Annotated in this window: 19 protein-coding genes; 17 read left to right on the top strand and 2 right to left on the bottom strand. The window is 58.2% G+C overall.

Features of this window, described 5'->3' with window-relative positions; translation table 11 throughout:
• Window positions 1-66: 66 nt before the first annotated feature.
• On the bottom strand, window positions 67-2,742 hold the full coding sequence (locus tag GPM19_RS03870) for a [protein-PII] uridylyltransferase (protein WP_160417546.1): 2,676 nt from the start codon (window positions 2,740-2,742) through the stop codon (window positions 67-69).
• Window positions 2,742-3,533, bottom strand: a complete 792-nt coding sequence (gene map, locus GPM19_RS03865; protein ID WP_160417545.1) for a type I methionyl aminopeptidase — start codon at window positions 3,531-3,533, stop codon at window positions 2,742-2,744. Before map ends, GPM19_RS03870 begins: the two co-directional genes overlap by 1 nt.
• Before the next feature lie 307 nt (window positions 3,534-3,840).
• Here map and rpsB point away from each other — a divergent pair, with 307 nt between their 5' ends.
• The 17 genes from rpsB (at window position 3,841) to accA (ending at window position 23,430) form a co-directional block, all read left to right on the top strand.
• Window positions 3,841-4,599, top strand: coding sequence for a 30S ribosomal protein S2 (gene rpsB / locus GPM19_RS03860; RefSeq protein WP_160417544.1), 759 nt, complete (start codon window positions 3,841-3,843; stop codon window positions 4,597-4,599).
• A gap of 253 nt (window positions 4,600-4,852) precedes the next feature.
• Entirely contained in the window at window positions 4,853-5,722 is an 870-nt protein-coding gene (tsf, locus tag GPM19_RS03855) for a translation elongation factor Ts (RefSeq protein WP_160417543.1), read from the top strand.
• Window positions 5,723-5,848: 126 nt separating this feature from the next.
• Entirely contained in the window at window positions 5,849-6,619 is a 771-nt protein-coding gene (gene pyrH, locus GPM19_RS03850; RefSeq protein WP_160417542.1) for a UMP kinase, read from the top strand.
• Window positions 6,620-6,623: 4 nt separating this feature from the next.
• Window positions 6,624-7,181, top strand: coding sequence for a ribosome recycling factor (frr, locus tag GPM19_RS03845; RefSeq protein WP_160417541.1), 558 nt, complete (start codon window positions 6,624-6,626; stop codon window positions 7,179-7,181).
• A 104-nt stretch (window positions 7,182-7,285) separates the two neighbouring features.
• Window positions 7,286-8,074 (top strand): polyprenyl diphosphate synthase, encoded by a 789-nt coding sequence (uppS, locus tag GPM19_RS03840; protein ID WP_160417540.1) that lies wholly within the window; start codon window positions 7,286-7,288, stop codon window positions 8,072-8,074.
• Window positions 8,067-8,870: a phosphatidate cytidylyltransferase gene (locus GPM19_RS03835; protein WP_160417539.1), complete on the top strand. Its 804-nt coding sequence runs from the start codon at window positions 8,067-8,069 to the stop codon at window positions 8,868-8,870. The genes uppS and GPM19_RS03835 overlap by 8 nt, the downstream gene beginning before the upstream one ends.
• Complete coding sequence (ispC, locus tag GPM19_RS03830; RefSeq protein ID WP_371829348.1) at window positions 8,870-10,063, top strand: 1-deoxy-D-xylulose-5-phosphate reductoisomerase; 1,194 nt, start codon at window positions 8,870-8,872, stop codon at window positions 10,061-10,063. Before GPM19_RS03835 ends, ispC begins: the two co-directional genes overlap by 1 nt.
• 37 nt (window positions 10,064-10,100) lie before the next feature.
• Window positions 10,101-11,459, top strand: a complete 1,359-nt coding sequence (gene rseP, locus GPM19_RS03825; protein ID WP_160417537.1) for a sigma E protease regulator RseP — start codon at window positions 10,101-10,103, stop codon at window positions 11,457-11,459.
• A 221-nt stretch (window positions 11,460-11,680) separates the two neighbouring features.
• On the top strand, window positions 11,681-14,026 hold the full coding sequence (gene bamA / locus GPM19_RS03820) for an outer membrane protein assembly factor BamA (RefSeq protein WP_202114671.1): 2,346 nt from the start codon (window positions 11,681-11,683) through the stop codon (window positions 14,024-14,026).
• A gap of 28 nt (window positions 14,027-14,054) precedes the next feature.
• Window positions 14,055-14,555 (top strand): OmpH/Skp family outer membrane protein, encoded by a 501-nt coding sequence (locus GPM19_RS03815; RefSeq protein WP_160417536.1) that lies wholly within the window; start codon window positions 14,055-14,057, stop codon window positions 14,553-14,555.
• A 72-nt stretch (window positions 14,556-14,627) separates the two neighbouring features.
• Window positions 14,628-15,665: a UDP-3-O-(3-hydroxymyristoyl)glucosamine N-acyltransferase gene (gene lpxD / locus GPM19_RS03810; protein ID WP_160417535.1), complete on the top strand. Its 1,038-nt coding sequence runs from the start codon at window positions 14,628-14,630 to the stop codon at window positions 15,663-15,665.
• A 136-nt stretch (window positions 15,666-15,801) separates the two neighbouring features.
• Window positions 15,802-16,245, top strand: a complete 444-nt coding sequence (gene fabZ / locus GPM19_RS03805; RefSeq protein ID WP_160417534.1) for a 3-hydroxyacyl-ACP dehydratase FabZ — start codon at window positions 15,802-15,804, stop codon at window positions 16,243-16,245.
• On the top strand, window positions 16,242-17,009 hold the full coding sequence (lpxA, locus tag GPM19_RS03800; RefSeq protein ID WP_160417533.1) for an acyl-ACP--UDP-N-acetylglucosamine O-acyltransferase: 768 nt from the start codon (window positions 16,242-16,244) through the stop codon (window positions 17,007-17,009). Before fabZ ends, lpxA begins: the two co-directional genes overlap by 4 nt.
• Window positions 17,010-17,022: 13 nt before the next feature.
• Window positions 17,023-18,204, top strand: coding sequence for a lipid-A-disaccharide synthase (gene lpxB, locus GPM19_RS03795; protein ID WP_160417532.1), 1,182 nt, complete (start codon window positions 17,023-17,025; stop codon window positions 18,202-18,204).
• Window positions 18,188-18,805: a ribonuclease HII gene (rnhB, locus tag GPM19_RS03790; protein ID WP_160417531.1), complete on the top strand. Its 618-nt coding sequence runs from the start codon at window positions 18,188-18,190 to the stop codon at window positions 18,803-18,805. The genes lpxB and rnhB overlap by 17 nt, the downstream gene beginning before the upstream one ends.
• 37 nt (window positions 18,806-18,842) lie before the next feature.
• A complete protein-coding gene (dnaE, locus tag GPM19_RS03785; protein ID WP_160417530.1) occupies window positions 18,843-22,343 on the top strand; it encodes a DNA polymerase III subunit alpha in 3,501 nt (1,166 codons plus the stop codon).
• Window positions 22,344-22,476: 133 nt separating this feature from the next.
• Window positions 22,477-23,430, top strand: a complete 954-nt coding sequence (accA, locus tag GPM19_RS03780) for an acetyl-CoA carboxylase carboxyl transferase subunit alpha (protein WP_160417529.1) — start codon at window positions 22,477-22,479, stop codon at window positions 23,428-23,430.
• The last annotated feature ends 14 nt before the right edge of the window (window positions 23,431-23,444 follow it).

Genomic DNA, 23,444 nt, shown 5'->3' with positions numbered 1-23,444 from the left:
GCGAACAGACCGTCGATTATAGGCAAGCCCCGGGTCGGTCTCAAACCTAACCGGGGTGGGTGCCCTTTACACGTCTAACACGTCGATCAGGCGAGCGCGTAGTTTCTCCTGGCGCTCAAGGTCGAGAAGGGGGCTTCCAGCCTTAGTGGTAATGAAGAAAACGTCTTCCACTCGTTCCCCCAGAGTGGCGATCTTGGCGGCGGAAAGGGCGATGTCCTGCTCCATGAAAATCTGCCCCACCCGCGCCAGCAACCCCGGGCGGTCAGGGGCGGTAAGCTCCAGCAGGGTACGGTCGTTGGCCGGGTCCTGCTCGATCAGTACTTCCGTGGGCACCTTGAAATGCTTGAGCTGGCGCGGTGTATGACGAGTGACGATCTGGGGATAATCCTCCGGGTCGTCGAGTTCCTCCACCAGATGGCTACGCATTTCCTCGATGCGTTCGGGGTCGCGTATCGCCTGTCCCTGGTGATCCAGCACAATGAAGGTATTGAGCGTCCAGTCGTTGCGTGACGTGGCGATTCGGGCGTCATGGATCGACAGACCCAGCTGTTCCATGGCGGCAGCGGTCGCGGCAAAAAGATCTTCCACCGAACGCGTGTAAATAAACACCTTGGTACCACCTTCGGCCATGTCATCGGTCGGTGCGCTGATCAATATCAAGGGTAGTTGGGAGTCGCCATGGGCAAGAATGCCCTGCGTTTGCCAAACGATTTCACTGGGGGCGTACTGAAGAAAGTAATCTTCGCCCAATGAATCCCAGAGGTGATCGATATGCGTGCTGTCGACGCCGATGCTGATCAGCAGTGAACGGGCTTCATTGCGCGTTTCACGCACCCAGTCATCGCGATCGGGCGGGTTGTTGAGGCCGCGGCGCAAGGCACGCTTGGTTTCGGTATACAGCTGACGCAATAACGAGGCCCGCCAACCGTTCCACAGCGTGGGGTTGGTGGCATTGATATCAGCCACGGTGAGTACGTACAGATAGTCCAGCCGCATTTCGTTGCGCACGATTCGTGCAAAGTCACGTATCACGTCCGGGTCGGTAATGTCGCGTTTCTGAGCGGTCATCGACATCAGCAGATGGTATTCCACCAGCCAGCGCACCAGGCGGGTGTCGTGTTGGGGAACATGGTGGCGGATACAAAAGTGCTCGACGTCAACCGCGCCGATCAAGGAGTGGTCGCCGCCGCGTCCCTTGCCGATATCGTGAAACAGCCCGGCGATCCACAGAAGCTCCAGCCGGGGAAGCTGCGGAATCAATGCAACGGCGACCGGAAACTCTTCACGCGCCTCGAGGTTACGAAAGCCCTGAATGAATTTCAACAGGCGCAGGGTGTGGGCATCCACGGTATAGATGTGAAACAGGTCGTGTTGCATTAGCCCCACCGCGCGGCCGAACTCCGGCAGGTACTTGCCGAGAATGCCGTAACGGTTCATGCGACGCAGTTGCCGCGGAACGTTGCCTCCCGAACGTAACAGCGCCATGAACAGGCGTTGATGGCGGGGTTCATCGCGATAGTGGTCATCGATCTGATGGCGGTGGTCGCGGATCAAGCGAATGGTATCGGCACGCACGCCCTCGATTTCGGGGTGCTTGGCCATCAGCAAAAACAGCTCCAGCATGGCCTCGGGGTGATCACGAAACAGGCTGCGCCTGCGCGCCTGAATGTAGCCCCCCTTGGTTTCAAAGCGAGCGTTGAGCTTGACCGTGGACAGCGCCTGGGTACCACGCAATATCACCTCATCGAAGTGCTGCAATAGCATATCGTTGAGTCCGGCCAATGCCGTGACATGACGATAATAGCGCTTCATGAACTGTTCGACGGCCAGGCGCTCGGGCGTGTCGCGAAAGCCGAACAGCTGCGCAATGGTGCGCTGGTGGTCGAACAGCAGGCGGTCTTCCGCGCGGTCGGTGAGCATGTGCAGGGCATAGCGCACCTGCCACAGAAAGGCCTGCCCCTGGCTCAGAATACGCAGTTCGGCATCGTTCATGAAGCCGTTGGCGACAATGTCTTCATAGCGTTCGGTACCGAAATGACGCTTGGCCACCCAGCCGATCATCTGGATGTCGCGTAGCCCGCCGGGCGAACTCTTGATGTTGGGTTCCAAGTGGTATTCGGAGTTATTGTAGCGGTGATGTCGTGCAATCTGCTCCTGCCATTTGGCTTCAAAGAAACGATCCGCCGGCCAGAGGTGCTCGCTGCTCAAGCGTTCGCGCATGGCGTTACGCAGCCGCTCGGGGCCGGTTATCAGGCGCGATTCGAGCAGGTTGGTGATCACCGTCACATCGGCTTCGGCCTCGCGTTCGCAATCGGTGAGCGAGCGGACGCTGTGGCCGATTTCCAGGCCGATATCCCATAGAAAGGTGATAAAGGCAGTCAGGGGTTCGCGGTAGGCCCTATCGTCGTCAAACTCCAGCAAAAACAAGAGATCCACATCCGAGTGGGGGTGCAGTTCGCCACGTCCGTAGCCTCCCACTGCGAGCAGAGCGATGCCGTTATCCGGCCAACTATGTTGTTCCCAGGCGAGTGCCAGCAGGCGGTCAAGGCACCAGGCGCGTCCATGGACGAGATCCCGAATGTCGGCGCCGGCGTGAAAGCGCTCATCCAGGCGCGCCTGAATCTGTCGCAACGCTGCCTTGAACGGCGCGATGGGCGAGCGGCTGCCGGCGAGTTCATTGTGAAAGCGCTGGACATCGAACAGCGAGGTATCGGGGATGAAATGGTAATGATGAAGTAGCATTAGCGGTCGAGAAAGCCGAGGTCTTCCTCGCCTCGCGCGGTGAGCACTTCCACCCCGGTTTCGGTGACCAGCAGGGTGTGCTCCCATTGAGCGGACAGGCTGCGATCCTTGGTCACGGCGGTCCAACCATCACGCAATACCTTGGTTTTATACTCGCCGACGTTGATCATCGGCTCGATGGTAAAACACATGCCGGCAGCAAGGGCAATGTCGGCTTCCGGGGCATAGCCGTCATAGTGGAGAAACTGGGGTTCTTCGTGAAAGTCGGCGCCGATGCCATGGCCGCAGAAGTCACGCACCACCGAATAGCCGTTGGCTTCGGCATGGGCCTGGATGACGCGGGCCAGTTCGGAGAGGCGCACGCCCGGCTTGATCAAGGCGATGCTCTTGTAAAGACACTCCTGGGTAATGCGACACAGGCGCTCACCCTGAATGTTTTCTCCGACGATGAACATCATGCTCGAATCGCCATGGTAGCCGTCGGCGGTCTTCACGGTGATGTCGATGTTCATGACATCGCCTTTCTTGAGCTTCTTGGCGTCATCGGGAATGCCATGGCAGACCACGTGGTTGATCGAGGTGCAGATCGACTTGGGAAAACCATGGTAATTGAGCGGTGCGGGCGTCGAGCCGAGCTCATTGACGATATAGTCGTAACACAGCTGGTCGAGTCTGCCGGTGCTTACCCCGGCCTCGACATGAGGAGTGATCATTTCCAGTACGCTGGCTGCCTGGCGACCGGCTTCGCGCATTTTCTCGATTTCTGAAGGCGTCTTGATGGGAACGTTCATGGCGTCTCGATGTGGGAAGTCGCTTTGGGGAACACGCCGTAAACAGCAGGCGGCTTCATCTTGGCAAGGATCTATGGTATAAAGCCGCGCGCTTTCCTGCAATCGTCATCCTGCACCATGCCTGCTGAGCAAGCCTGGCCGCCGTTGCGATGCTGAAAGCGTTAATCACGGTAGTAAATGATAGTAACGCCTTGAAAACACACATGCACCGACACATGGTCCCGGGTGCCGCTGCGGCTGAATTGGTCGCGTGGTCGGATCCATGGGGTGCGTGGAGGCCTAACCCGTAAAGTCTAAGGAGTCATCCATGGCACACGTCAATATGCGTGACCTGCTCAAAGCAGGCGCTCACTTCGGTCACCAGACCAAATACTGGAACCCGAAGATGAGTAAATTCATCTTCGGTGCGCGCAACAAAATCCATATCATCAACCTTGAGCATACCTTGCCGGCGCTCAATGATGCGATTGATGTGGTCGAGAAGATGGCAGCCACCAACAACAAGATCTTGTTCGTGGGTACCAAGCGCAGCGCCAGCAAGATCATCAAGGAAGAAGCCAACCGCGTCGGCCAACCTTTCGTCAACCATCGTTGGCTCGGCGGCATGCTGACCAACTACAAGACCATCCGTGTTTCCATCAAGCGCCTGCGCGACCTGGAAACCATGCATGAAGATGGTACTTTCGAGAAGTTGACCAAGAAAGAAGTGTTGATGGCCACGCGTGAGCAGGACAAGCTCGAGCGCTCCGTAGGCGGCATCAAGAACATGGGCGGCTTGCCGGATGCCCTGTTCGTGATCGACGTCGACCACGAGCGCATCGCGATCAACGAAGCCAACAAGCTGGGCATCCCGGTGATTGGGGTAGTGGATACCAACTCCAACCCCGATGGTGTTGACTACGTGATCCCGGGTAACGATGACTCCATCCGCGCCATCCAGATCTACGTCAAGGGCATCGCTGATGCCTGCGCACGTGCCAAGGAAGGTCGCCCGGACGAATTCGTCGAAGTGAGCGAAGAAGCCGTAAGCACTGAAAGTCCGGAAAAAGACGCAGCGGCGGAATAACGGCCAAGCGTTTGTCGGTGCGGCTCTGTTAAGCGTCGTGCCAGAAAAAGGGGGCAATGGCCCCCTTTTTTCCCCAATTGCGGTGAATGCCGTGGTGGGACGTATTCAGTCCGGTGCTTCGGTACCGGCAGGGCAGTGCTCAGCTCTGCGTGGCGGGGTCTTGCGGGGTCTTGCTTTGGAGGACTTAGTGTTGCTTTCAAGCTCTCAGCTTTTAAATTCTCAGTCAGATAGAACCATTCAGAGGTGAAATCCCATGGCAGCTATCAGCGCCTCTCAGGTCAAGGAACTACGCGAACGTACCGGACTCGGCATGATGGAGTGCAAGAAGGCACTTACCGAAACCGAGGGTGATATCGACGTCGCGATCGAAAACCTGCGTAAAAGCTCCGGTCTCAAGGCCGCCAAGAAAGCGGGCCGTACCGCCGCCGAAGGCGCCGTGGTCACTAAAGTGGCCGACGACAACTCCTACGGTGTGATGGTCGAGATCAACTCGGAAACCGATTTCGTCGCCCGCGACGACAACTTCAAGGCGTTCACCGCCAAGATCGCCAGTGCCTTCTTCGATGCCAAGAGCGAAGATGTGGCCGCGGTCATGGAAGGCGCGCTTGAAACTGCACGCGAGCAGCTGGTGCAGAAGATTGGTGAGAACATCGGTGTGCGTCGTGCCGTGGTCGTCGAAGCGGGCGAGGGCGGCATCGTGGGCGAATACGTCCATGGCGGTCGCATCGGCGTCTTGACTGTGCTCAAGGGTGGTACTTCGGAAGTGGCCAAGGACGTTGCCATGCACGTGGCAGCCATCAACCCGGCGGTTGCACATCCGGAGCAGATGCCCCAGGAACAGCTGGATCAAGAAAAGGCCATCATTCTGGGGCAGCCTGATATGGCCGGTAAGCCGGAGCAGATCGCCGAGAAGATGGTGCAAGGCCGTCTGAAGAAGTACCTGGCCGAGAACAGCCTGACCGAACAGCCGTTCGTCAAGGATCCCAACCAGTCCGTGGCCGAGTACGTCAAGGCGGCGGGTGGTGAAGTGCTCGACTTTACTCGCTTTGAAGTGGGCGAGGGCATCGAGAAGGAAGAAGTCGACTTCGCCAAGGAAGTCATGGAACAGGCCGGCCGTCGCTGAGGTCTGAGGTTCCAATGTAACAATGGCGTGCGCGCGAGCGCACGCCTTCGTGTATCCGGCCCTTGCCCGTTCCGGTGCCGGGCTGCCCCGCCCGCCTGCTCTCAGGCACACTTCAGGAGACATGCCATGACCCTTGATGCCCAGGAAACTTTCCCCACCCCCAATGCCAAACCGGCAAGTTCCAAGTCAAAATACAAGCGTATCTTGCTCAAACTTTCCGGTGAGGCGTTGATGGGTGAGCACGATTTCGGGATCGACCCCAAGGTACTCGACCGCTTGGCGCTGGAAATCGGCCAGTTGGTTGGAATAGGTGTTCAGGTAGGTATCGTGATCGGGGGTGGCAACCTGTTTCGTGGCGCGGCCTTGAATGCTGCGGGAATGGACAGGGTCACCGGTGACCATATGGGCATGCTGGCCACGGTAATGAATGCGCTGGCCATGCGCGATGCACTGGAGCGTTCCAATATTCGCTCCAGAGTGATGTCGGCGATTCCCATGAGTGGTGTGGTGGAACATTACGATCGCCGCACGGCAATTCGTTACCTGACCTCGGGTGATGTGGTGCTGTTTTCCGCCGGCACGGGTAATCCCTTCTTCACCACCGATTCCGCTGCCTGCCTGCGGGGTATCGAAATTGACGCAGATGTTGTGATCAAGGCCACCAAGGTTGATGGGGTCTACGACAAGGACCCGGTCAAACATGCCGATGCCATCAAATACGAAAAGCTATCCTATGATGATGCCCTGGATCAGAAACTGGGGATCATGGATTTGACCGCTATCTGCCTGGTACGTGACCATGATATGCCGGTGCGGGTATTCGACATGAACAAGTCTGGTGCTCTGCTGAACCTGGTAGTCGGGGGCAAGGAAGGCACGCTGATAGACAGAGGATAATATTGTGATCAACGAGATCAAGAAAGATGCGGAAGCCCGCATGAAGAAAAGCGTTGAAGCGCTGCATGGCAACTTCAACAAGATTCGTACCGGTCGCGCTCACCCGAGCATTCTGGATACGGTCACGGTGGATTATTACGGTAGCCAGGTGCCGCTCAATCAAGTGGCCTCGGTCAACGTTGAAGATGCCCGTACGCTTGCTGTGGTGCCGTGGGAGCAAGGTATGGTGCCCAAGATCGAGAAGGCTATCATGACCTCCGACTTGGGTTTGAACCCTGCCAGCGCCGGTACTGTGATTCGAGTGCCCATGCCGATGCTGACCGAGGAAACGCGCAAGGGCTACATCAAGCAGGCGCGCAGTGAAGCTGAACATGCGCGTGTTGCCGTGCGTAATATACGTCGCGATGCCAATGGCGATTTCAAGGCCTTGCTCAAGGATAAGGAAATCAGCGAAGACGAGCAGCACCAAGGCGAAGATGCCATTCAGAAACTGACCGATAAGTATATTGCCGAAATCGACAAGATGCTGGAGGCCAAGGAACACGACCTGATGCAGGTATAACTGTTCTGACTATCCGGCGGGTGGCTTGGTGTCACCCGCCATGCTTTTGAGTTTGAGTGAGAGTTCAAGCTTTGAGTCAACGATCCACCTGGATGCGAGAACCCATGACGCCATCGCAACTTTCCGACGAGCAGCCCGGCGGCGCCCTTTCCCTTGCTTGTGATCAGGGCGGCTTACCCGGTCATGTCGCCATTATCATGGATGGTAATAATCGCTGGGCGAAAGGCCGTGGCCTTTCCGGCGTGCGCGGCCATCGCGCCGGTGTCGAATCGGTCAGAACGGTGGTGCGCCGAGCCGTCGAACGGCAAATTGAAACGCTGAGCCTGTTTGCCTTTTCCAGTGAAAATTGGAAGCGTCCAGCAACCGAAGTCAACGCTCTGATGGAACTGTTTCTGATTGCACTCAAGCGTGAAGTGAAGAAACTTCATGAGCGCGATATTCGGCTTTCCATCATTGGTGACCGGCACGGATTTTCGCATGCCATCCAGAAGCAGATCGAGCGCGCCGAGACATTGACTGCCGATAATGCCGGCATGCACTTGGTGATTGCTGCCAACTACGGCGGTCAATGGGATATCGCAGCGGCGGCGCGTCAGCTTGCACAGCGTGTCGCTGCCGGGGAATTGGCGCCGGAAGCCATCGACGAACAGTTGATGGCGTCATCCTTGTCGACCCATCACATTCCTCCCGTGGATCTGTGTATTCGCACCAGCGGTGAGCAGCGAGTGTCGAACTTCATGCTGTGGCAGCTGGCGTATGCCGAACTGTACTTCACGCCCCAGCTGTGGCCGGATTTCAATGCTGAATCCTTTGATGCGGCGCTGGTAGATTATTGCCGGCGTCAGCGACGTTTTGGCATGACGGACGAACAGATCGAGGCGCAAGGTGCTTAAACAGCGAATCATTACCGCCGCCTGGCTGGCACCCTTGATGCTGGCCGGGCTATTTGGCCTCGAGGGCGCTGCCTTCGCTCTGTTCACGGCATTCATCGTATTGTTGGCGGGCTGGGAATGGACACGCCTGGCCGGTATCGAAGAGACTCCACAGCGGCTTGGTTGGGTGGGGTTGATGATCGCGCTGATGGGGCTGATGTGGATACTTGATGCAGCACTCGCCATTTGGCCTTTGTGGCTTGCCGCCCTGGGTTGGTTGGTAACGCTTTACTGGGTAGCGCGCTATCCCGAGGCGAAGGCTCAGTGGCAGTCAGTACCGCGGCGCTTGTTGATGGGGTTGTGGGTGCTGCTGCCTGCCTGGGTAGGGTTTAATGTGCTGCGTGACAGCGGAGTGTGGCTGTTGTTCGTGCTGCTGTTGGTGTGGGGCGCGGATATCGGGGCTTATTTCTCCGGCCGTGCCTATGGTAAACACAAGTTGGCGCCACGGGTAAGCCCGGGGAAATCCTGGGAGGGCGTCTTCGGCGGCATGCTGGTAACGTTTCTTCTGGCGGTGGGGTTTGCCGTCTGGCAGGGGTTCGGTATGGCCAGTACGCTGGTGTTGGTGATAATCACCGCTCTGGTGACGCTGGTCTCGGTACTGGGTGATCTGCTGGAAAGCATGCTTAAACGCCATCGCGGGCTCAAGGATTCCAGCAATCTCCTTCCGGGTCACGGTGGCGTACTCGACCGTATCGATAGCCTGACTGCCGCGATTCCCTTGTTTGCTCTATGTTACCTGACGGCCCTTTCCCCATGATGCAACCGCAAGGAAGACAGGCCGTTACCGTGATGGGCGCCACGGGGTCCATCGGTACCAGTACCCTGGATGTGATCAGCCGTCATCCCGAACGTTACCGGGTCCATGCGCTCACCGCTCACCGCTCGCGCGAGGCGTTGTTCGAACAGTGCCGACTATATACGCCGGATATCGCGGTATTAGCAACCGAAGCCGATGCAGCTTGGCTGCGCCAGCGATTGGCGGATGCTGGGCTTGCCACCCAAGTGCGTGCCGGAACTCAGGCCTTGATCGATGTTGCCCGGGACGATGAGGCCACCATCGTGATGGCAGCGATTGTCGGTGCTGCCGGGTTGCTGCCTACCTTGGCAGCAGTGGAGGCCGGCAAGCGGGTGCTGCTGGCCAATAAGGAAGCATTGGTAATGAGTGGTGCACTGTTCATGGAGGCCGTGACGCGCTCCGGTGCCACGCTATTGCCGATTGATTCCGAACATAATGCCATCTACCAGTGTCTACCTATCGAGCATCGGGATGGATTGGTTCGCCACGGTGTCTCCCAGCTGTTGCTGACCGCTTCCGGTGGACCGTTTCGTGGTTGGAGTGCCGAGCAAATTGCTCGGGTGACCCCTGAACAGGCCTGTGCCCACCCTAACTGGGCGATGGGCAGAAAGATTTCAGTGGATAGTGCCACCTTGATGAATAAGGGGCTGGAGTTGATCGAAGCCTGTTGGCTGTTCGATGCTTCGCCGGAGCAAATTCAGGTCGTGGTCCATCCGCAAAGCGTGATTCACTCCATGGTGGCCTATCATGACGGCTCGGTCATCGCCCAGATGGGCAACCCGGACATGCGCACTCCAATTGCCTATGGGTTGGCTTGGCCCGAGCGTATCGATGCCGGGGTAAAACCACTGGATTTGTTCGCTGTGGCCCGACTGGATTTTGATGTGCCGGATGAAGACACTTTTCCGTGTCTACGTCTCGCTCGTGAGGCGATGAAGGCCGGGGGTACTGCACCGGCGATTCTCAATGCTGCCAACGAAGTCGCGGTCGAGGCTTTTCTTGAAGGCCGACTGAGCTTTACCGGGATCGGCGAGGTGGTAGCCCGCGTCCTGGATCGCCAAACGGTGGCCTCTGCGGATACGCTGGAAGGCATACTTGAGGCAAACCGGCAGGCACGCCACCTCGCCCAGCAACTGCTCGACGTAAAAACGTGAACGACCTGAGGAAAAACATGCCTGTGAGGAGCCAAATGTGGGCCTGATTCAAAACATTCTTGCCGTCATCGTGGTGCTGGGCTTGTTGGTGACCTTCCACGAATATGGCCACTTCTGGGTGGCGCGACGTTGTGGTGTCAAGGTCTTGCGCTTTTCCATAGGCTTCGGTAAGCCGCTGTGGTCGCGCTATGACCGGCATGGCACCGAGTTCGTGATAGCTGCCATTCCACTGGGTGGCTACGTCAAGATGCTGGATGAACGCGAAGCACCGGTGCCTGAAAACCAGCTTGATCAGGCCTTTAACCGTAAGAACGTCTGGCAACGCATCGCCATCGTTTTTGCAGGTCCTCTGGCCAATTTCCTGCTGGCCATCGTGGCGTACTGGGCATTGTTCGTGGTGGGTACCACCACGGTGTCCCCCGTGATTGGGGCCGTGGAGCCGGAATCACCCGCCGCTCACGCCGGGTTGCAAAGCGGCCACGAAATAACCGCCGTACAAGGTGAGAAAGTCAGCTCTTGGGGGGAAATCAACCTCAAACTGGTGTCTGCTATCGGCGAAAGTGGTGAGCTTGTTCTCCAGGCCCGTCAGGATATCGATCAGAGTGCGCGCGATTATCGGCTGCCGGTAGACGACTACCTGGTGCGCCAGGACCCGCCGCAGCCGCTCTCGACCCTGGGTATTACGCCCTGGCAGCCGGAGTTTCCGCCGGTACTTGGCCAAGTGCTAGACGGGGAAGCGGCCGCTGAAGCCGGCTTGCGGCCGGGCGATAGAATCAAAGCGGTCAATGGCGAGCCGGTGGATGACTGGATGCAATTCGTCAATATCGTACGCGGTAACCCCGGTGAGTCGCTATCGCTGGAGATTGAACGTGATGGCCAGCGCCAGAGTATGACGCTCACCCCCGGTCGCACCACGCTGGAAACTGGGGTGGAAATCGGCTACATCGGCGCGGGTGTTGAACCGGTGAGCTGGCCGGAGGAGTACCGGCGTGAAATACGCTATGGACCGGTCGAAGCGGTCGGCCAGGCCTTTTCGCGTACCGGCGAGATGACATTGTTGACCCTGGGCGCCATTCGCAAGATGCTGGTGGGCCTGATTTCACCTTCCAATCTTTCAGGACCGATTACCATCGCCCAGGTGGCTGGGGACTCGGCGCGTACGGGGGTGGAAGCTTTCATCACCTTCTTGGCTTATCTTTCGATTAGCCTTGGGGTGTTGAACCTCTTGCCCATCCCGGTACTGGATGGCGGCCATTTACTTTATTATTTCATTGAAGCGGTACGCGGACGTCCCGTATCCGAACAGGTGCAGGCGATCGGGCTACGTATTGGCCTGGCTCTGGTGGGTAGCTTGATGCTGATGGCGCTTTACTTCGACCTGATGCGTTTGTGGTAACCAGGCGAGCAATGACGATGCCTGGGATGGCTACGCCTGCGATGATTCAGTTTTTCATGAGCAAGTGTTTCATGAACCAGCCTGTCATGACCCGAAGCAGGGAAGACTGAGTCTGTGACGATGACGCGCGCGAGCAGCTTCTGCCTTGTCAGCTGCCCGCACAAATGTATATGGTGCCTGTCTGAACAAGGTGGGCAGACCAACGCGAGCGAACTGACTGCATGAAAATAAAGACCTTTGGAATAGCGGCATTGGTGCTGGCTAGCGCTGGTAGCGTACAGGCACAACCCTTTGATGTTTCAGATATTCGTGTTGAAGGATTGCAGCGGGTTTCGGCTGCATCGGTGTTCAATGCCTTCCCGGTGAGTGCACGCGACCGTGTCGACGAACGTGAACTGGCCGAGGCAACGCGCAATCTTTTTGCCACCGGCCTGTTTGAAGACGTGACGCTTGCCCGCGAAGGCGATGTGTTGATCATCCAAGTGGTTGAGCGACCCACAATTGCACGGCTTAATATCACCGGCAATAAACAGCTCTCCGAAGATGACCTGCGTGAAGGGTTAAGAGAATCCGGCTTGGCCGCCGGCCAGGTGCTGCAGCTTTCCACCTTGGAAGAGATCCAGCGTGAGCTTGAAGGTCTCTATCAATCCCAGGGACGCTATAGCGCAAACATCGAAACCGAAGTTGAAGAGGTTGACGAAGGCCGAGTTCAGGTCAATATCAACATCAACGAAGGCGCGGTAGCCACGATTCGTCAGATCAATATCGTGGGCAACGAGGCCTTCGACGATCAGACCTTACGTGACGTATTCGAGCTTGAAGATCAGCCGGGCCTTCTATTTGGCTGGTTCTCGAGCGACGAATATTCACGGGCTGCGCTTGCCGGTGACATCGAGCGGCTGCGCTCCTATTACCTGGATCGTGGCTATGTCAATTTCGAGGTGACTTCGACTCAGGTCTCGATCAGCCCCGATAAATCGGACATCTTCATTACCATCAATGTCGATGAGGGTAATCAGTACCGTGTTGGTGACATTCGTTTTGTCGGCGACATGGAAATCAGCGAGCGTGAGGCGCGCGAATTACTCGAAGTGGAGCGTGGAGAAATCTTCTCGCGTCGCGATGTCAATGCTTCAGCGGAAGCATTGCGTGCCCGGCTGGGCGCGGACGGTTTTGCCTTTGCCGAGGTGGAAGGCATTCCCGAGCTTGCCGATGACGGTAAAACGGTCGATCTGGTGATGGCAGTGGAAGCCGGTCGGCGCGCTTATGTCAGGCGTATAGAATTCTCCGGCAACACCACCACCCAAGATGAGGTGTTACGCCGTGAAATGATTCAGATGGAAGGCGCGCCGGCTTCCACCGAATCGATCACTCAGTCACGCCAACGTCTCCAACGTCTGGGGTTTTTCAGCCAGGTGGAAGTGGAAACCCGCCCTGTGCCGGGTGAGCCGGACATGCTGGACGTGGCTTACAACGTCGAAGAACAGCCCTCCGGCTCGGTTTCGGCAAGTGTCGGCTTTTCACAAAGCGCCGGCGTGATCTATGGCGCGGCGCTGGCCCAGAACAACTTCCTGGGCACCGGCAATCAGGTCAACATCGGCGCTCAACGCAGTGATACCTTCACCAGCGTCAACTTCGGTTTCACCGATCCTTACTGGACCATCGACGGCATTTCGCGAGGCTATAATCTTTTCTATCGCGAAACCGATTACGCCGATTCGGATATCTCCACTTATTCCACCGATGCTTATGGCGCGGGTATCAATTTCGGCTATCCGACCAGTGAGCTGTCACGGCTGAATTTCGGCGCCAGCGTGGAAGATCTTTCGATCAAGACCTATACCGATACGGCCTCGGAAATTCGTCGCTACGTGGAAGATCAGGACCCCGATGCCCAAAGCCTCAAGCTCACCGCCAGCTGGACACGCAATAATCTCAACCGCGGGATAATGCCCACAGCGGGTAGCTATCAGCGTCTCTCTCTGGAAACCGGCGTACCGGGAAGTGATGCCGAGTACGTCAAGTTGCGTGCTCGCGCCCAGAAGCTTTACCCACTGGGCGATGACTGGTCGCTGAAGTTCAGTGGCAATTTGGGCTATGCCGATACGCTGGGCAGCAACGACCCTTATCCCTTTTATGAAAATTTCTATTCCGGTGGCCTGGGGTCGGTGCGCGGTTTTACCTCCAATACCCTGGGGCAGCCGACCACACCGGCTCGGGAAGGCGGACGTGACCGCACCATGGGCGGTAACGTGGTAGTGGAGGGCAGTGCTGAAGTGCTGTTCCCTATGCCGTTCATTGAAGACCGACGTTCGATACAGACATCGCTGTTCTTCGATGCCGGTAATACTTTTTTGACGTCTTGTTACGATGTTCTGGAAGAAGATGCCGCTCGGCAGCGTTGCAGTTCCGGAGTGGATATGGGCGATCTTCGCTATAGCGTGGGGGTGGGACTTTCATGGCTGACGCCGGTGGGCCCGTTGACCTTCAGTGTAGCGGAGCCCCTGAACGAAGAAAGTGACGACGATACCCAATTCTTCCAGTTCTCGCTGGGTCAGTCGTTCTGATCGAGCCTCGATACAAGGAGAAAGACCGATGCGCAAACTGACCGCAGCCATATGCTTGTTAGGCGCCATGATAGTACCGGCCCATGCTGCAGAAGTGGCCGTGCTGGACTGGCGAGCGGCGTTGATGAACACCCAGTCAGCTCAGCAGTCGGTGAGCCAGCTGGAGAGCGAGATCGGTGCTCAGCAGCGTGAAGCACAGTCGCTGGGCAACGAGTTGCAACAACTCCAGCAACGTCTGCAGAACGAGGGTGAGATCATGCCTCAGGCCGAACGTCAGGCATTGATCGAAGAACTGCAGCAAAAAGGTGGGCGTTTCGAACAGTTGCGCCAAGAGGTCATGCAGGCCCAGCAACGCTCCGAACAACAGTTTCTGGAAAGCGCGGAGACTCGGCTGGAGCAGGCCGTGGAGCAAGTCATCGAGCGCCACTCCATCGATGTGCTGGTGGAGCCCCAAGGTGTGCTGCATTCGGCCATCGACCTGCCCAACCTGACCGATGAAGTCACCCAGATATTCGATTCTCTGAATTGATACGGGTCCATCCCGATCCTGTCCATCGTAAGGGGCGGCTTCCAAAGCGCCCCTCCAGCTTCCCAGGCTCCCATGACGCACGTTCTCGACCAACTGACCCTGGCTGACATCGCCCGACATCTTGACGCCACCCTGGTGGGTGATGGCGGGCAAGCCATTCGTGGCTTGGCAACTCTCAAGGATGCCGAGCCGGATGAAGTGGCCTTTGTGGCCAACCGCGCCTACCTCAAGGACTTGCCTAGTACACGAGCAGCCGCTGTGCTGCTGCACCCCGAACATGGCAAGACCTGCCCGGTACCTCGCCTGGAAATGGAAAATCCTTATCTGGGCTATGCCAAACTCTCCCAGCTGTTCGACCCGGTTCCCGCACGTGATCGCCCTGGAGTTCATCCTTCCGCCATCGTGGCCGAAGACGTCACGCTAGGGGCTGAGGTGTGTATCGGACCGCATGCCGTGGTCGAGGCCGGAGTGGTATTGGAAGCCAAGGTGGTGATCGGTTCAGGCAGTGTGGTGGGAGCCGACACCATGATTGGAGAGGAAACGCGCCTCTATCCTAACGTCACGGTGTGCCATGGCGTAGTTATCGGTAAGCGTGTGATTCTGCACAGCGGATGCGTGATCGGCGGCGATGGCTTCGGCTTTGCTCATGACGGCGCCCGATGGCACAAGATCGCTCAGCTGGGGGGCGTGGTGCTGGGAGACGACGTGGAAGTCGGCAGCTGCTCGAGTATCGATCGGGGTGCGCTGGGAGATACCGTGATCGGCGACGATGTCAAGATCGACAGTCAGGTGCAGATTGCTCACAATGTGCGTATCGGTGAGCACAGTGCACTGGCGGGTTGCGTGGGCATTGCCGGTTCAACCCAAGTCGGCAGGCATTGCATGCTGGGCGGCGGTGTGGGGCTTTCCGGGCATCTTACGATTTGCGATGGCGTTCAGGTCACCGGCATGAGTCTGGTGACCAATTCGATTCATGAACCAGGCGTGTACTCGTCGGGAACCGGTTCCATGAACAACGCTCAATGGCGCAAGAACGCAGTGCGTTTCAAGCAGTTGGATGACATTGCCAAGCGCTTGTCGCGATTGGAAAAACGTACTCGCACCCCATGAAAGCACTGTCGTCCGGCGGGTTTTGCGTATTGAAGCGAGGGGGAGGCGCGCTATAATCCCCGCCATTTTGCCGGCAGGGCTGCCGGCACTCGCCTGGCAGCTGGCCAGGCATCTTGTCATTTCAGAGGTTGCTACGATGGTTATGGACATCAACGAGATCCGCGAATACCTGCCTCACCGTTATCCGTTTTTGTTAGTGGACCGGGTAACGCAGCTTGTCGTAGGCGAAACCATCGTTGGTTACAAGAATGTGAGTATCAATGAGCCGTTTTTCAACGGCCATTTCCCGCACCATCCGATCATGCCCGGTGTGCTGGTGCTCGAAGCATTGGCGCAAGTGTGCGGCATCCTTGGCTTCAAGACCGTCAACAAGCGTCCTGCCGATGGTTATGTCTATTATCTGGTGGGAAGCGACAAGGTGCGCTTCAAACGTCCTGTCATGCCGGGAGATCAGTTGGTTCTCGAAGCTAACGTGATTCGCGGCAAACGTGGCATCTGGAAGTTTGCCTGCCGTGCGACCGTCGATGGCGAGTTGGCCTGTGAAGCTGAAATCATCTGCGCCGAGAGGAAGGTGGCTTGATTCATCCTACTGCTCTGGTCGACCCCGCCGCCCGGTTGGCCGATGACGTCGAAGTAGGGCCGTTCAGCGTGATCGGCCCGGATGTGACGATCGGTGCCGGCTCACACATCGGTCCCCATGTGGTCATCAAGGGGCCGACCACACTGGGTGAACGTACCCGTATTTTCCAGTTTGCCTCGGTAGGCGAAGACTGCCAGGACAAGAAGTATGCCGGGGAGCCCACCCGTCTGGTCATGGGTGATGACAACGTCATTCGCGAGTGTGCAACCCTGCATCGGGGCACCGTCCAGGATCGCGGTGAAACCACCATCGGTTCGCGTAATCTGTTCATGGCTTACGTACACGTCGGCCATGACTGTGTTATCGGCAGCGATTGCATACTGGCCAACCAGGTGACCCTGGCTGGCCATGTCACGGTCGGCGATTTTGCGATTCTCGGCGGACTGGCAGCGGTGCATCAGTTCTGTCATTTCGGAACGCATGCCATGGCCGGTGGGGGTTCCATCATCACCAAGGACACCCCCGCCTATGTAATGGTCAACGGCAACCCGGCAAAAACCCATGGTTTGAACCTAGTGGGGCTCAAGCGGCGTGGTTTTTCCCGTGAGGCTATCCAGGCACTGGGTGAGTCCTACAAGCTAATCTATCGCCAAGGGCTTACTGTGGAACAGGGGTTAGCTGAAATTCGCTCGCGCTTCAGCTTGGCCGAGACCCAGACATTCGCTGACTCCATCCAGGTCTCGACGCGCGGCATTGTCCGCTGAACAGGGCACCTCTATGACGATCAAGCGTGTCTACCTAGTGGCAGGCGAACTTTCCGGCGATATTTTGGGCGGCGGCTTGATGCGTGAACTCAAGGCACGTCATCCCCATATCGAGTTTCGCGGTATTGGCGGTCCGCGCATGCTGGCCCAAGGCATTGACAGCCGCTTTCCCCTTGAAACGCTGTCGATCATGGGGCTTGTCGAAGTGCTCAAGCACCTTCCCGGCCTGATCAAGGTACGACGGGCTCTCAAGGCGGATGCCTTGGCCTGGCAGCCGGATGTCATGATCGGTATCGATGCGCCCGATTTTAACCTGGGGCTGGAACATCAACTGCGCGAGGCGGGTGTTCCCACTGCCCATTATGTCAGCCCGACGGTATGGGCCTGGCGCCAGGGCAGGGTCAAGGGCATCGCCAAGTCGGTGGATGCGATGCTGACGTTACTGCCGTTCGAAGCCGCCTTTTACCGACGGCATCAGGTACCGGTGGTCTTTGTCGGGCATCCTTTGGCCGATGAACTGCCGCTGGAAAATGACCGCTCTCAGGCGCGCGAAGCGCTGGGTCTGGCGCAGGATCAGCCGGTATTGGCATTGCTTCCCGGTTCGCGCGCCAATGAAGTTCGTTTTTTGGGCGCGACCTTTCTGGAAGCCGCCGAACAGCTCTGCCAGACCCGCCCAGGCCTGCAAGTGGTGATTCCTGCCGCAACGCCTGCTCGCTATCAAGAGCTTGAAGCGCTGCTGTCCCGGTACCCGACACTGAACGCGGCGGTTCGCTTGCTCGATGGTCAGGCCCGCGAAGCCATGGTGGCCTCGGATGTCGTGTTGTTGACCTCGGGCACCGCCGCCCTGGAAGCCATGCTTTGCCATCGCCCCATGCTGGTGGCCTACAAGCTGGCGCCAGCGTCGTACTGGCTGCTAAGTCGTCTGGTCAAGAGTGAATGGATCTCCTTGCCCAACCTGATCGCTCGGGAAACCTTGGTGCCTGAACTGATACAAGAGCAAGCCACGAGCACGGCGATTACCCGGAAAATGAACAGAATGCTTGATGATCCGGATGGCCGCGCCGCCCTGGAAACACGTTTTGCCGAGTTGCATGCCGGCTTGCAGCGCAATGCCAGTGCACGCGCCGCCGAGGCGATTGATGCTCTGGTGGCCAAGCGCCCGCTGACGGAGGTGGCCGATGACTTCATCCAATGAGCGCTTCGAGCCCCTGGTAATCGACTATTCCGGACGCTGGTTGGCCGGGGTGGATGAAGTCGGCCGTGGCCCGCTGGTGGGAGCGGTGGTGGCCGCCGCGGTGATCCTCGACCCTGATGACCCTATCGTAGGCCTGGCGGATTCCAAGGTGCTTGTCGCACCTCGGCGTGAAGCATTGGACCGAGAGATTCGTGCTCGCGCCTTGGCGTTTGCCGTTGCACAAGCATCGCCTGAAGAGGTGGATGCTCTCAATATTTACCACGCGACTCACCTGGCCATGCGGCGTGCCATCGATGCACTGACGCCGGCAGCGGAATATTTGCTGGTGGATGGCAATAAACTGCCCGGCCATGCGCTTCCTGGCCAGGCGGTTATTAAGGGCGATTCACGCCACATGGCGATTGCCGCCGCCTCAATCCTGGCCAAGGTGGCAAGGGATGCTCAAATGGTGGCACTGGATACACGCCATCCCGAATATGGCTTCGCTCGCCATAAAGGCTATTCCACGCCCGAGCATCTGGCGGCGCTACAAGCCCATGGCCCCTTACCCGAACATCGCCGCAGCTTTGCCCCGGTACAGCGGCAACTAGCGCTGCTCTAGCGCTGCTTTTCTTTTCCTGTTTTTTGCCGAGTTGCCCATGACGGTTCCTTTTGTTCATCTGCGTTTGCACAGTGAATACTCCCTGGTGGATGGCTTGCTTAGGCTCAAGTCGCTGATCAAGACCACCGCCGAACGCAGCATGCCGGCCCTGGCCCTTACCGATGAAGCCAACCTGTTCGGTCTGGTAAAATTCTACAAGGGTGCCCAGGGCGCCGGGCTCAAGCCGATCATCGGTTCGGATCTGTGGCTTGCCAATGCCCATGACCCCCTGCACCCCTATCGTCTGACACTGTTGGCGATGGACGAGACCGGCTACCGTAACCTCACCGAATTGATCTCCCAGGGCTGGATGGAAGGTCAACGGCATGGCAAGGCGATTCTCGACAGGCAATGGGTGCTGGCGAAAAGCGCAGGCTTGATTGCGCTGTCCGGCGGCCGCGATGGCGAAATCGGCCGTCACCTGCTCTCGGATCACTATGCGGAAGCCGAAGCGCTGCTGGCGGAGTGGCAAGTGGCATTTCCCGAGCGCTTCTATCTGGAGCTGGTACGTACCGGGCGCTCGATGGAAGAAGCCTGTGTGCATGAAAGCGTCAAGCTGGCCCTGGCCACCGGCACGCCGGTGGTGGCTACCAACGATGTGCGTTTTCTTGAGCGCGACGACTTCTGGGCTCACGAGACTCGGGTTTCCATCGGTGAAGGCCGGGCCTTGGACGACCCCCGGCGCGAACAGCGCTATACCGAAGAACAGTACCTCAAGAGCCCGGCGGAAATGGCTGAGCTGTTCGCCGATATTCCCGAGGCGCTGGAAAACAGCGTGATGATCGCCCAGCGCTGCAACGTCGATGTACGCCTAGGCGAGATATTCCTGCCGGAATTCGAGATTCCCGAGGGCCTGACCCAGGATGAGTTCTTTCGCAAGGTCTCCCACGACGGCCTGAACCAGCGACTGGATTTTCTGTTTCCCGCCGAGCGCTATCCCAGAGATAGCGAGGAATATGCCGAAATCGATGCCCGTTACCGCAAGCGGCTGGATTTCGAGCTGGATATCATCATCCAGATGGGGTTCCCTGGTTACTTCCTGATCGTGATGGACTTTATCCAGTGGGCCAAGGACAACGACGTGCCGGTCGGGCCGGGGCGTGGCTCCGGTGCCGGCTCGTTGGTGGCCTATGCCCAGAAGATCACCGATCTCGATCCTATCGGCTACGACCTGCTGTTCGAGCGCTTCCTGAACCCTGAGCGTGTCTCCATGCCCGATTTCGATGTGGATTTCTGCATGGAAAAGCGCGACAAGGTCATCGAGTATGTCGCCGAGCGTTACGGGCGCGATGCCGTCTCGCAGATCGTCACCTTCGGCACCATGGCGGCCAAGGCGGTGGTGCGCGATGTGGCTCGGGCTCAGGGCAAGCCTTATCTGCTGGGCGACAAGCTCTCCAAGCTGATTCCGTTCGAAGTGGGCATGACCCTGGGCAAGGCCATCGAGGCTGAGCCGGCGCTCAAGGAATTTCTCGATGCCGACGAAGACGCCCATGAAATCTGGGAAATGGCCCAGAAGCTCGAAGGGGTGACCCGCGGTACCGGCAAGCACGCCGGCGGCGTGGTGATCGCCCCCACCAAGCTCACCGACTTCGCGCCGCTGCTGTGCGACGAGGACGGCGGCGGCTTGATGGTGCAGTTCGATAAGAACGATATCGAGGAAGCCGGGCTGGTCAAGTTCGACTTCCTGGGCCTGCGCACCCTGACGATCATCGATTGGGCGCTGGAAATGGTCGACAAGGTGCGTGCCGTTGAAGGCAGGGGCCCGCTGGATATCGACAGCATTCCGCTGGATGATTCGCCGACCTTCGAGATGCTCAAGCGCGCCGAGACCACGGCGGTGTTCCAGCTGGAATCCCGCGGCATGAAGGAGCTGATCAAGCGCCTGCTGCCGGACTCGCTGGAAGACATGATCGCCCTTGTCGCCCTGTTTCGCCCCGGCCCGCTGCAATCCGGGATGGTGGACGATTTCATCAACCGTAAGCACGGCCGCGCGGAAGTGTCTTATCCACACCCGGATTACCAGCACGCCCTGTTGAAACCGGTGCTGGAACCGACCTACGGCATCATCCTGTATCAGGAACAGGTGATGCAGATCGCTCAGGTGATGGCCGGTTATTCCCTGGGGCAGGCCGATATGCTGCGCCGGGCCATGGGCAAGAAAAAACCCGAGGAGATGGCCAAACAGCGTGCCGGTTTCATGGAAGGCTGCGCTGACCATGGCATCGACAAGGAACTGGCGGGCAACATCTTCGACCTGGTGGAAAAATTCGCCGGTTACGGTTTCAACAAGTCGCACTCGGCGGCCTACGCCCTGGTGTCTTACCAGACCGCCTGGCTCAAGGCGCATTACCCCGGCCCGTTCATGGCGGCGGTGATGTCCACGGAAATGGACAACCTCGACAAAGTCGTGCCGTTGATCGAGGAATGTCGTCAGCTCAAACTCACCGTGACACCGCCGGATGTCAACGTGGGTGGTTACAAGTTCACCGTGGATAAAGACAAGCGCGTGGTTTACGGCCTGGGCGCCATTCGCGGGGTGGGTGAAGGGCCGATCGATGCCATCGTGCAAGCGCGCGAGACCGGGGGTGCCTTTACCGACCTGTTCGACTTCTGCCGCCGGATCGACCCCAAACGTCTGACCAAGCGCACCCTGGAGGCACTGATTCGCTCCGGCGCACTGGACAATCTCGGTCCCAACCGTGCAGTGCTGGCGGCGGCATTGGAAGATGCGCTCAAGGCAGCGGCACAGAACCATAGCAACCAGAACCGGGGCATGGTCGACATGTTCGGTGAGGCCTTCGTGGAGCAGGACGACACGGACGTTTACGCCAATTACCTGAATGCCCGAGAATGGACGGACCGCGAGCGCCTTTCCGGGGAAAAAGTCACTCTGGGGCTGTACCTGACCGGTCACCCCATCGATGAATACGAGAAGGAGCTTGCGCGCTTCGTCTCGACCCGTATTTCCGATCTCAAGCCATCGCGTGAGTCCCAGCGGGTCGCCGGCTTGGTGGTGGGCATGCGCACCATGAAGTCCAAGCGTGGCGACACCATGGCGTTTCTTACCCTGGACGACCGCACCGGACGAATTGAAGTGTCGCTGTTCGGCGAGCTTTTCGAGCAATTACGCGGCTATATCGACGCCGATCAGGTATTGATCGTCGAAGGCGAGGTGTCGAGCGATGACTACTCCGGTGGCTTGCGCCTGCGCAGCAAGGACGTGACCCCGATGCTCGAAGCGCGCAAACGCTATGCCCAGGCAGTGGAAGTAGCGCTGGATGGCGGCAGGGTCAACGGACGCCTGGTGGACAGCCTGCGCGATTATCTGACCCCGCATCGCGATGCCCAGGGATTGCCGGTGCGGCTGAAATACCGTAACCATGAGGCCAGCGGTTGGCTGGAACTGGCCGAAGAGTGGAAGGTGGCTCCCAGCGATGACCTGCTGCTGATATTGCGTGAGGTCCAAGGCCAGACCGGGGTGCAGCTGCGCTACCGATGATCATTGCTGCTGTACCGTATCGCTTCAGCTTATCGTCACGTCGGCAAACATGCCTGATTTTGCCTTTCCTTGCGTGGCAGGGTCAGGGTGCGATAATGCCGTCATTGAATGCTCGTTTCACAAGGTCTAGTCGATGAACCCCAATTATCTTGATTTTGAACAGCCCATTGCCGAGTTGCAGGCGAAGATCGAAGAGTTGCGCCTCGTCAACTCCGACAGCCAGATCAATCTTTCCGACGAAGTGGCGCGTCTGGAAGAAAAAAGCCGCAAGCTGACCGATTCCATTTTCAAGGATCTTAGCCCTTGGCAGGTTTCGCAGATATCGCGCCACCCCCAGCGCCCTTACACCCTCGATTATCTGGACCTTGTGTTCACCGATTTCGACGAGCTGCATGGCGATCGTCACTTCGGCGACGATGCGGCGATCGTGGGCGGCGTTGCGCGACTGGACGACAAGCCGGTGATGGTGATCGGCCATCAGAAAGGCCGGGACGTGAAAGAAAAAGTGCGCCGCAACTTCGGTATGCCGCGACCTGAGGGCTATCGCAAGGCCTGCCGTCTGATGGAAATGGCGGAACGCTTCAAGATGCCGGTACTGACCTTTATCGACACTCCGGGTGCCTACCCGGGTATCGATGCCGAAGAACGTGGTCAGTCGGAAGCCATCGCTTATAACTTGGCGGTGATGTCGCGGCTCAAGACCCCGATCATTTCCACCGTAGTCGGGGAGGGCGGCTCCGGCGGCGCTCTGGCCATCGGGGTATGTGATGAATTACACATGCTGCAGTATTCGACCTATTCGGTGATCTCGCCGGAAGGCTGCGCCTCGATCCTGTGGAAAAGCGCCGAGAAGGCCTCGGAGGCGGCACAGGCCATGGGGATCACTGCTGAACGCTTGAAAGAGCTGGGCTTTGTCGATGCCTTGATCAAGGAGCCCTTGGGTGGTGCTCATTGGCACCCGATAGATACCGCGGCAAGGGTCAAGGAAGCGCTGTTGGCAAGCCTCGATCGCCTTGAAACCATGGACACCGAAGCGCTACTCAAACGCCGCTATGAGCGTTTGATGAGCTACGGAGCGCCGGTCTGAGGCCGGATGTAATC

Origin of the sequence: Vreelandella zhuhanensis, assembly GCF_009793355.1 — a bacterium.
In the GTDB taxonomy this organism is placed as follows: Bacteria; Pseudomonadota; Gammaproteobacteria; order Pseudomonadales; family Halomonadaceae; genus Vreelandella; species Vreelandella zhuhanensis.
The sequence above is the reverse complement of the archived record's forward strand: the minus strand, read 5'-3'. Positions and strand labels throughout refer to the sequence as shown.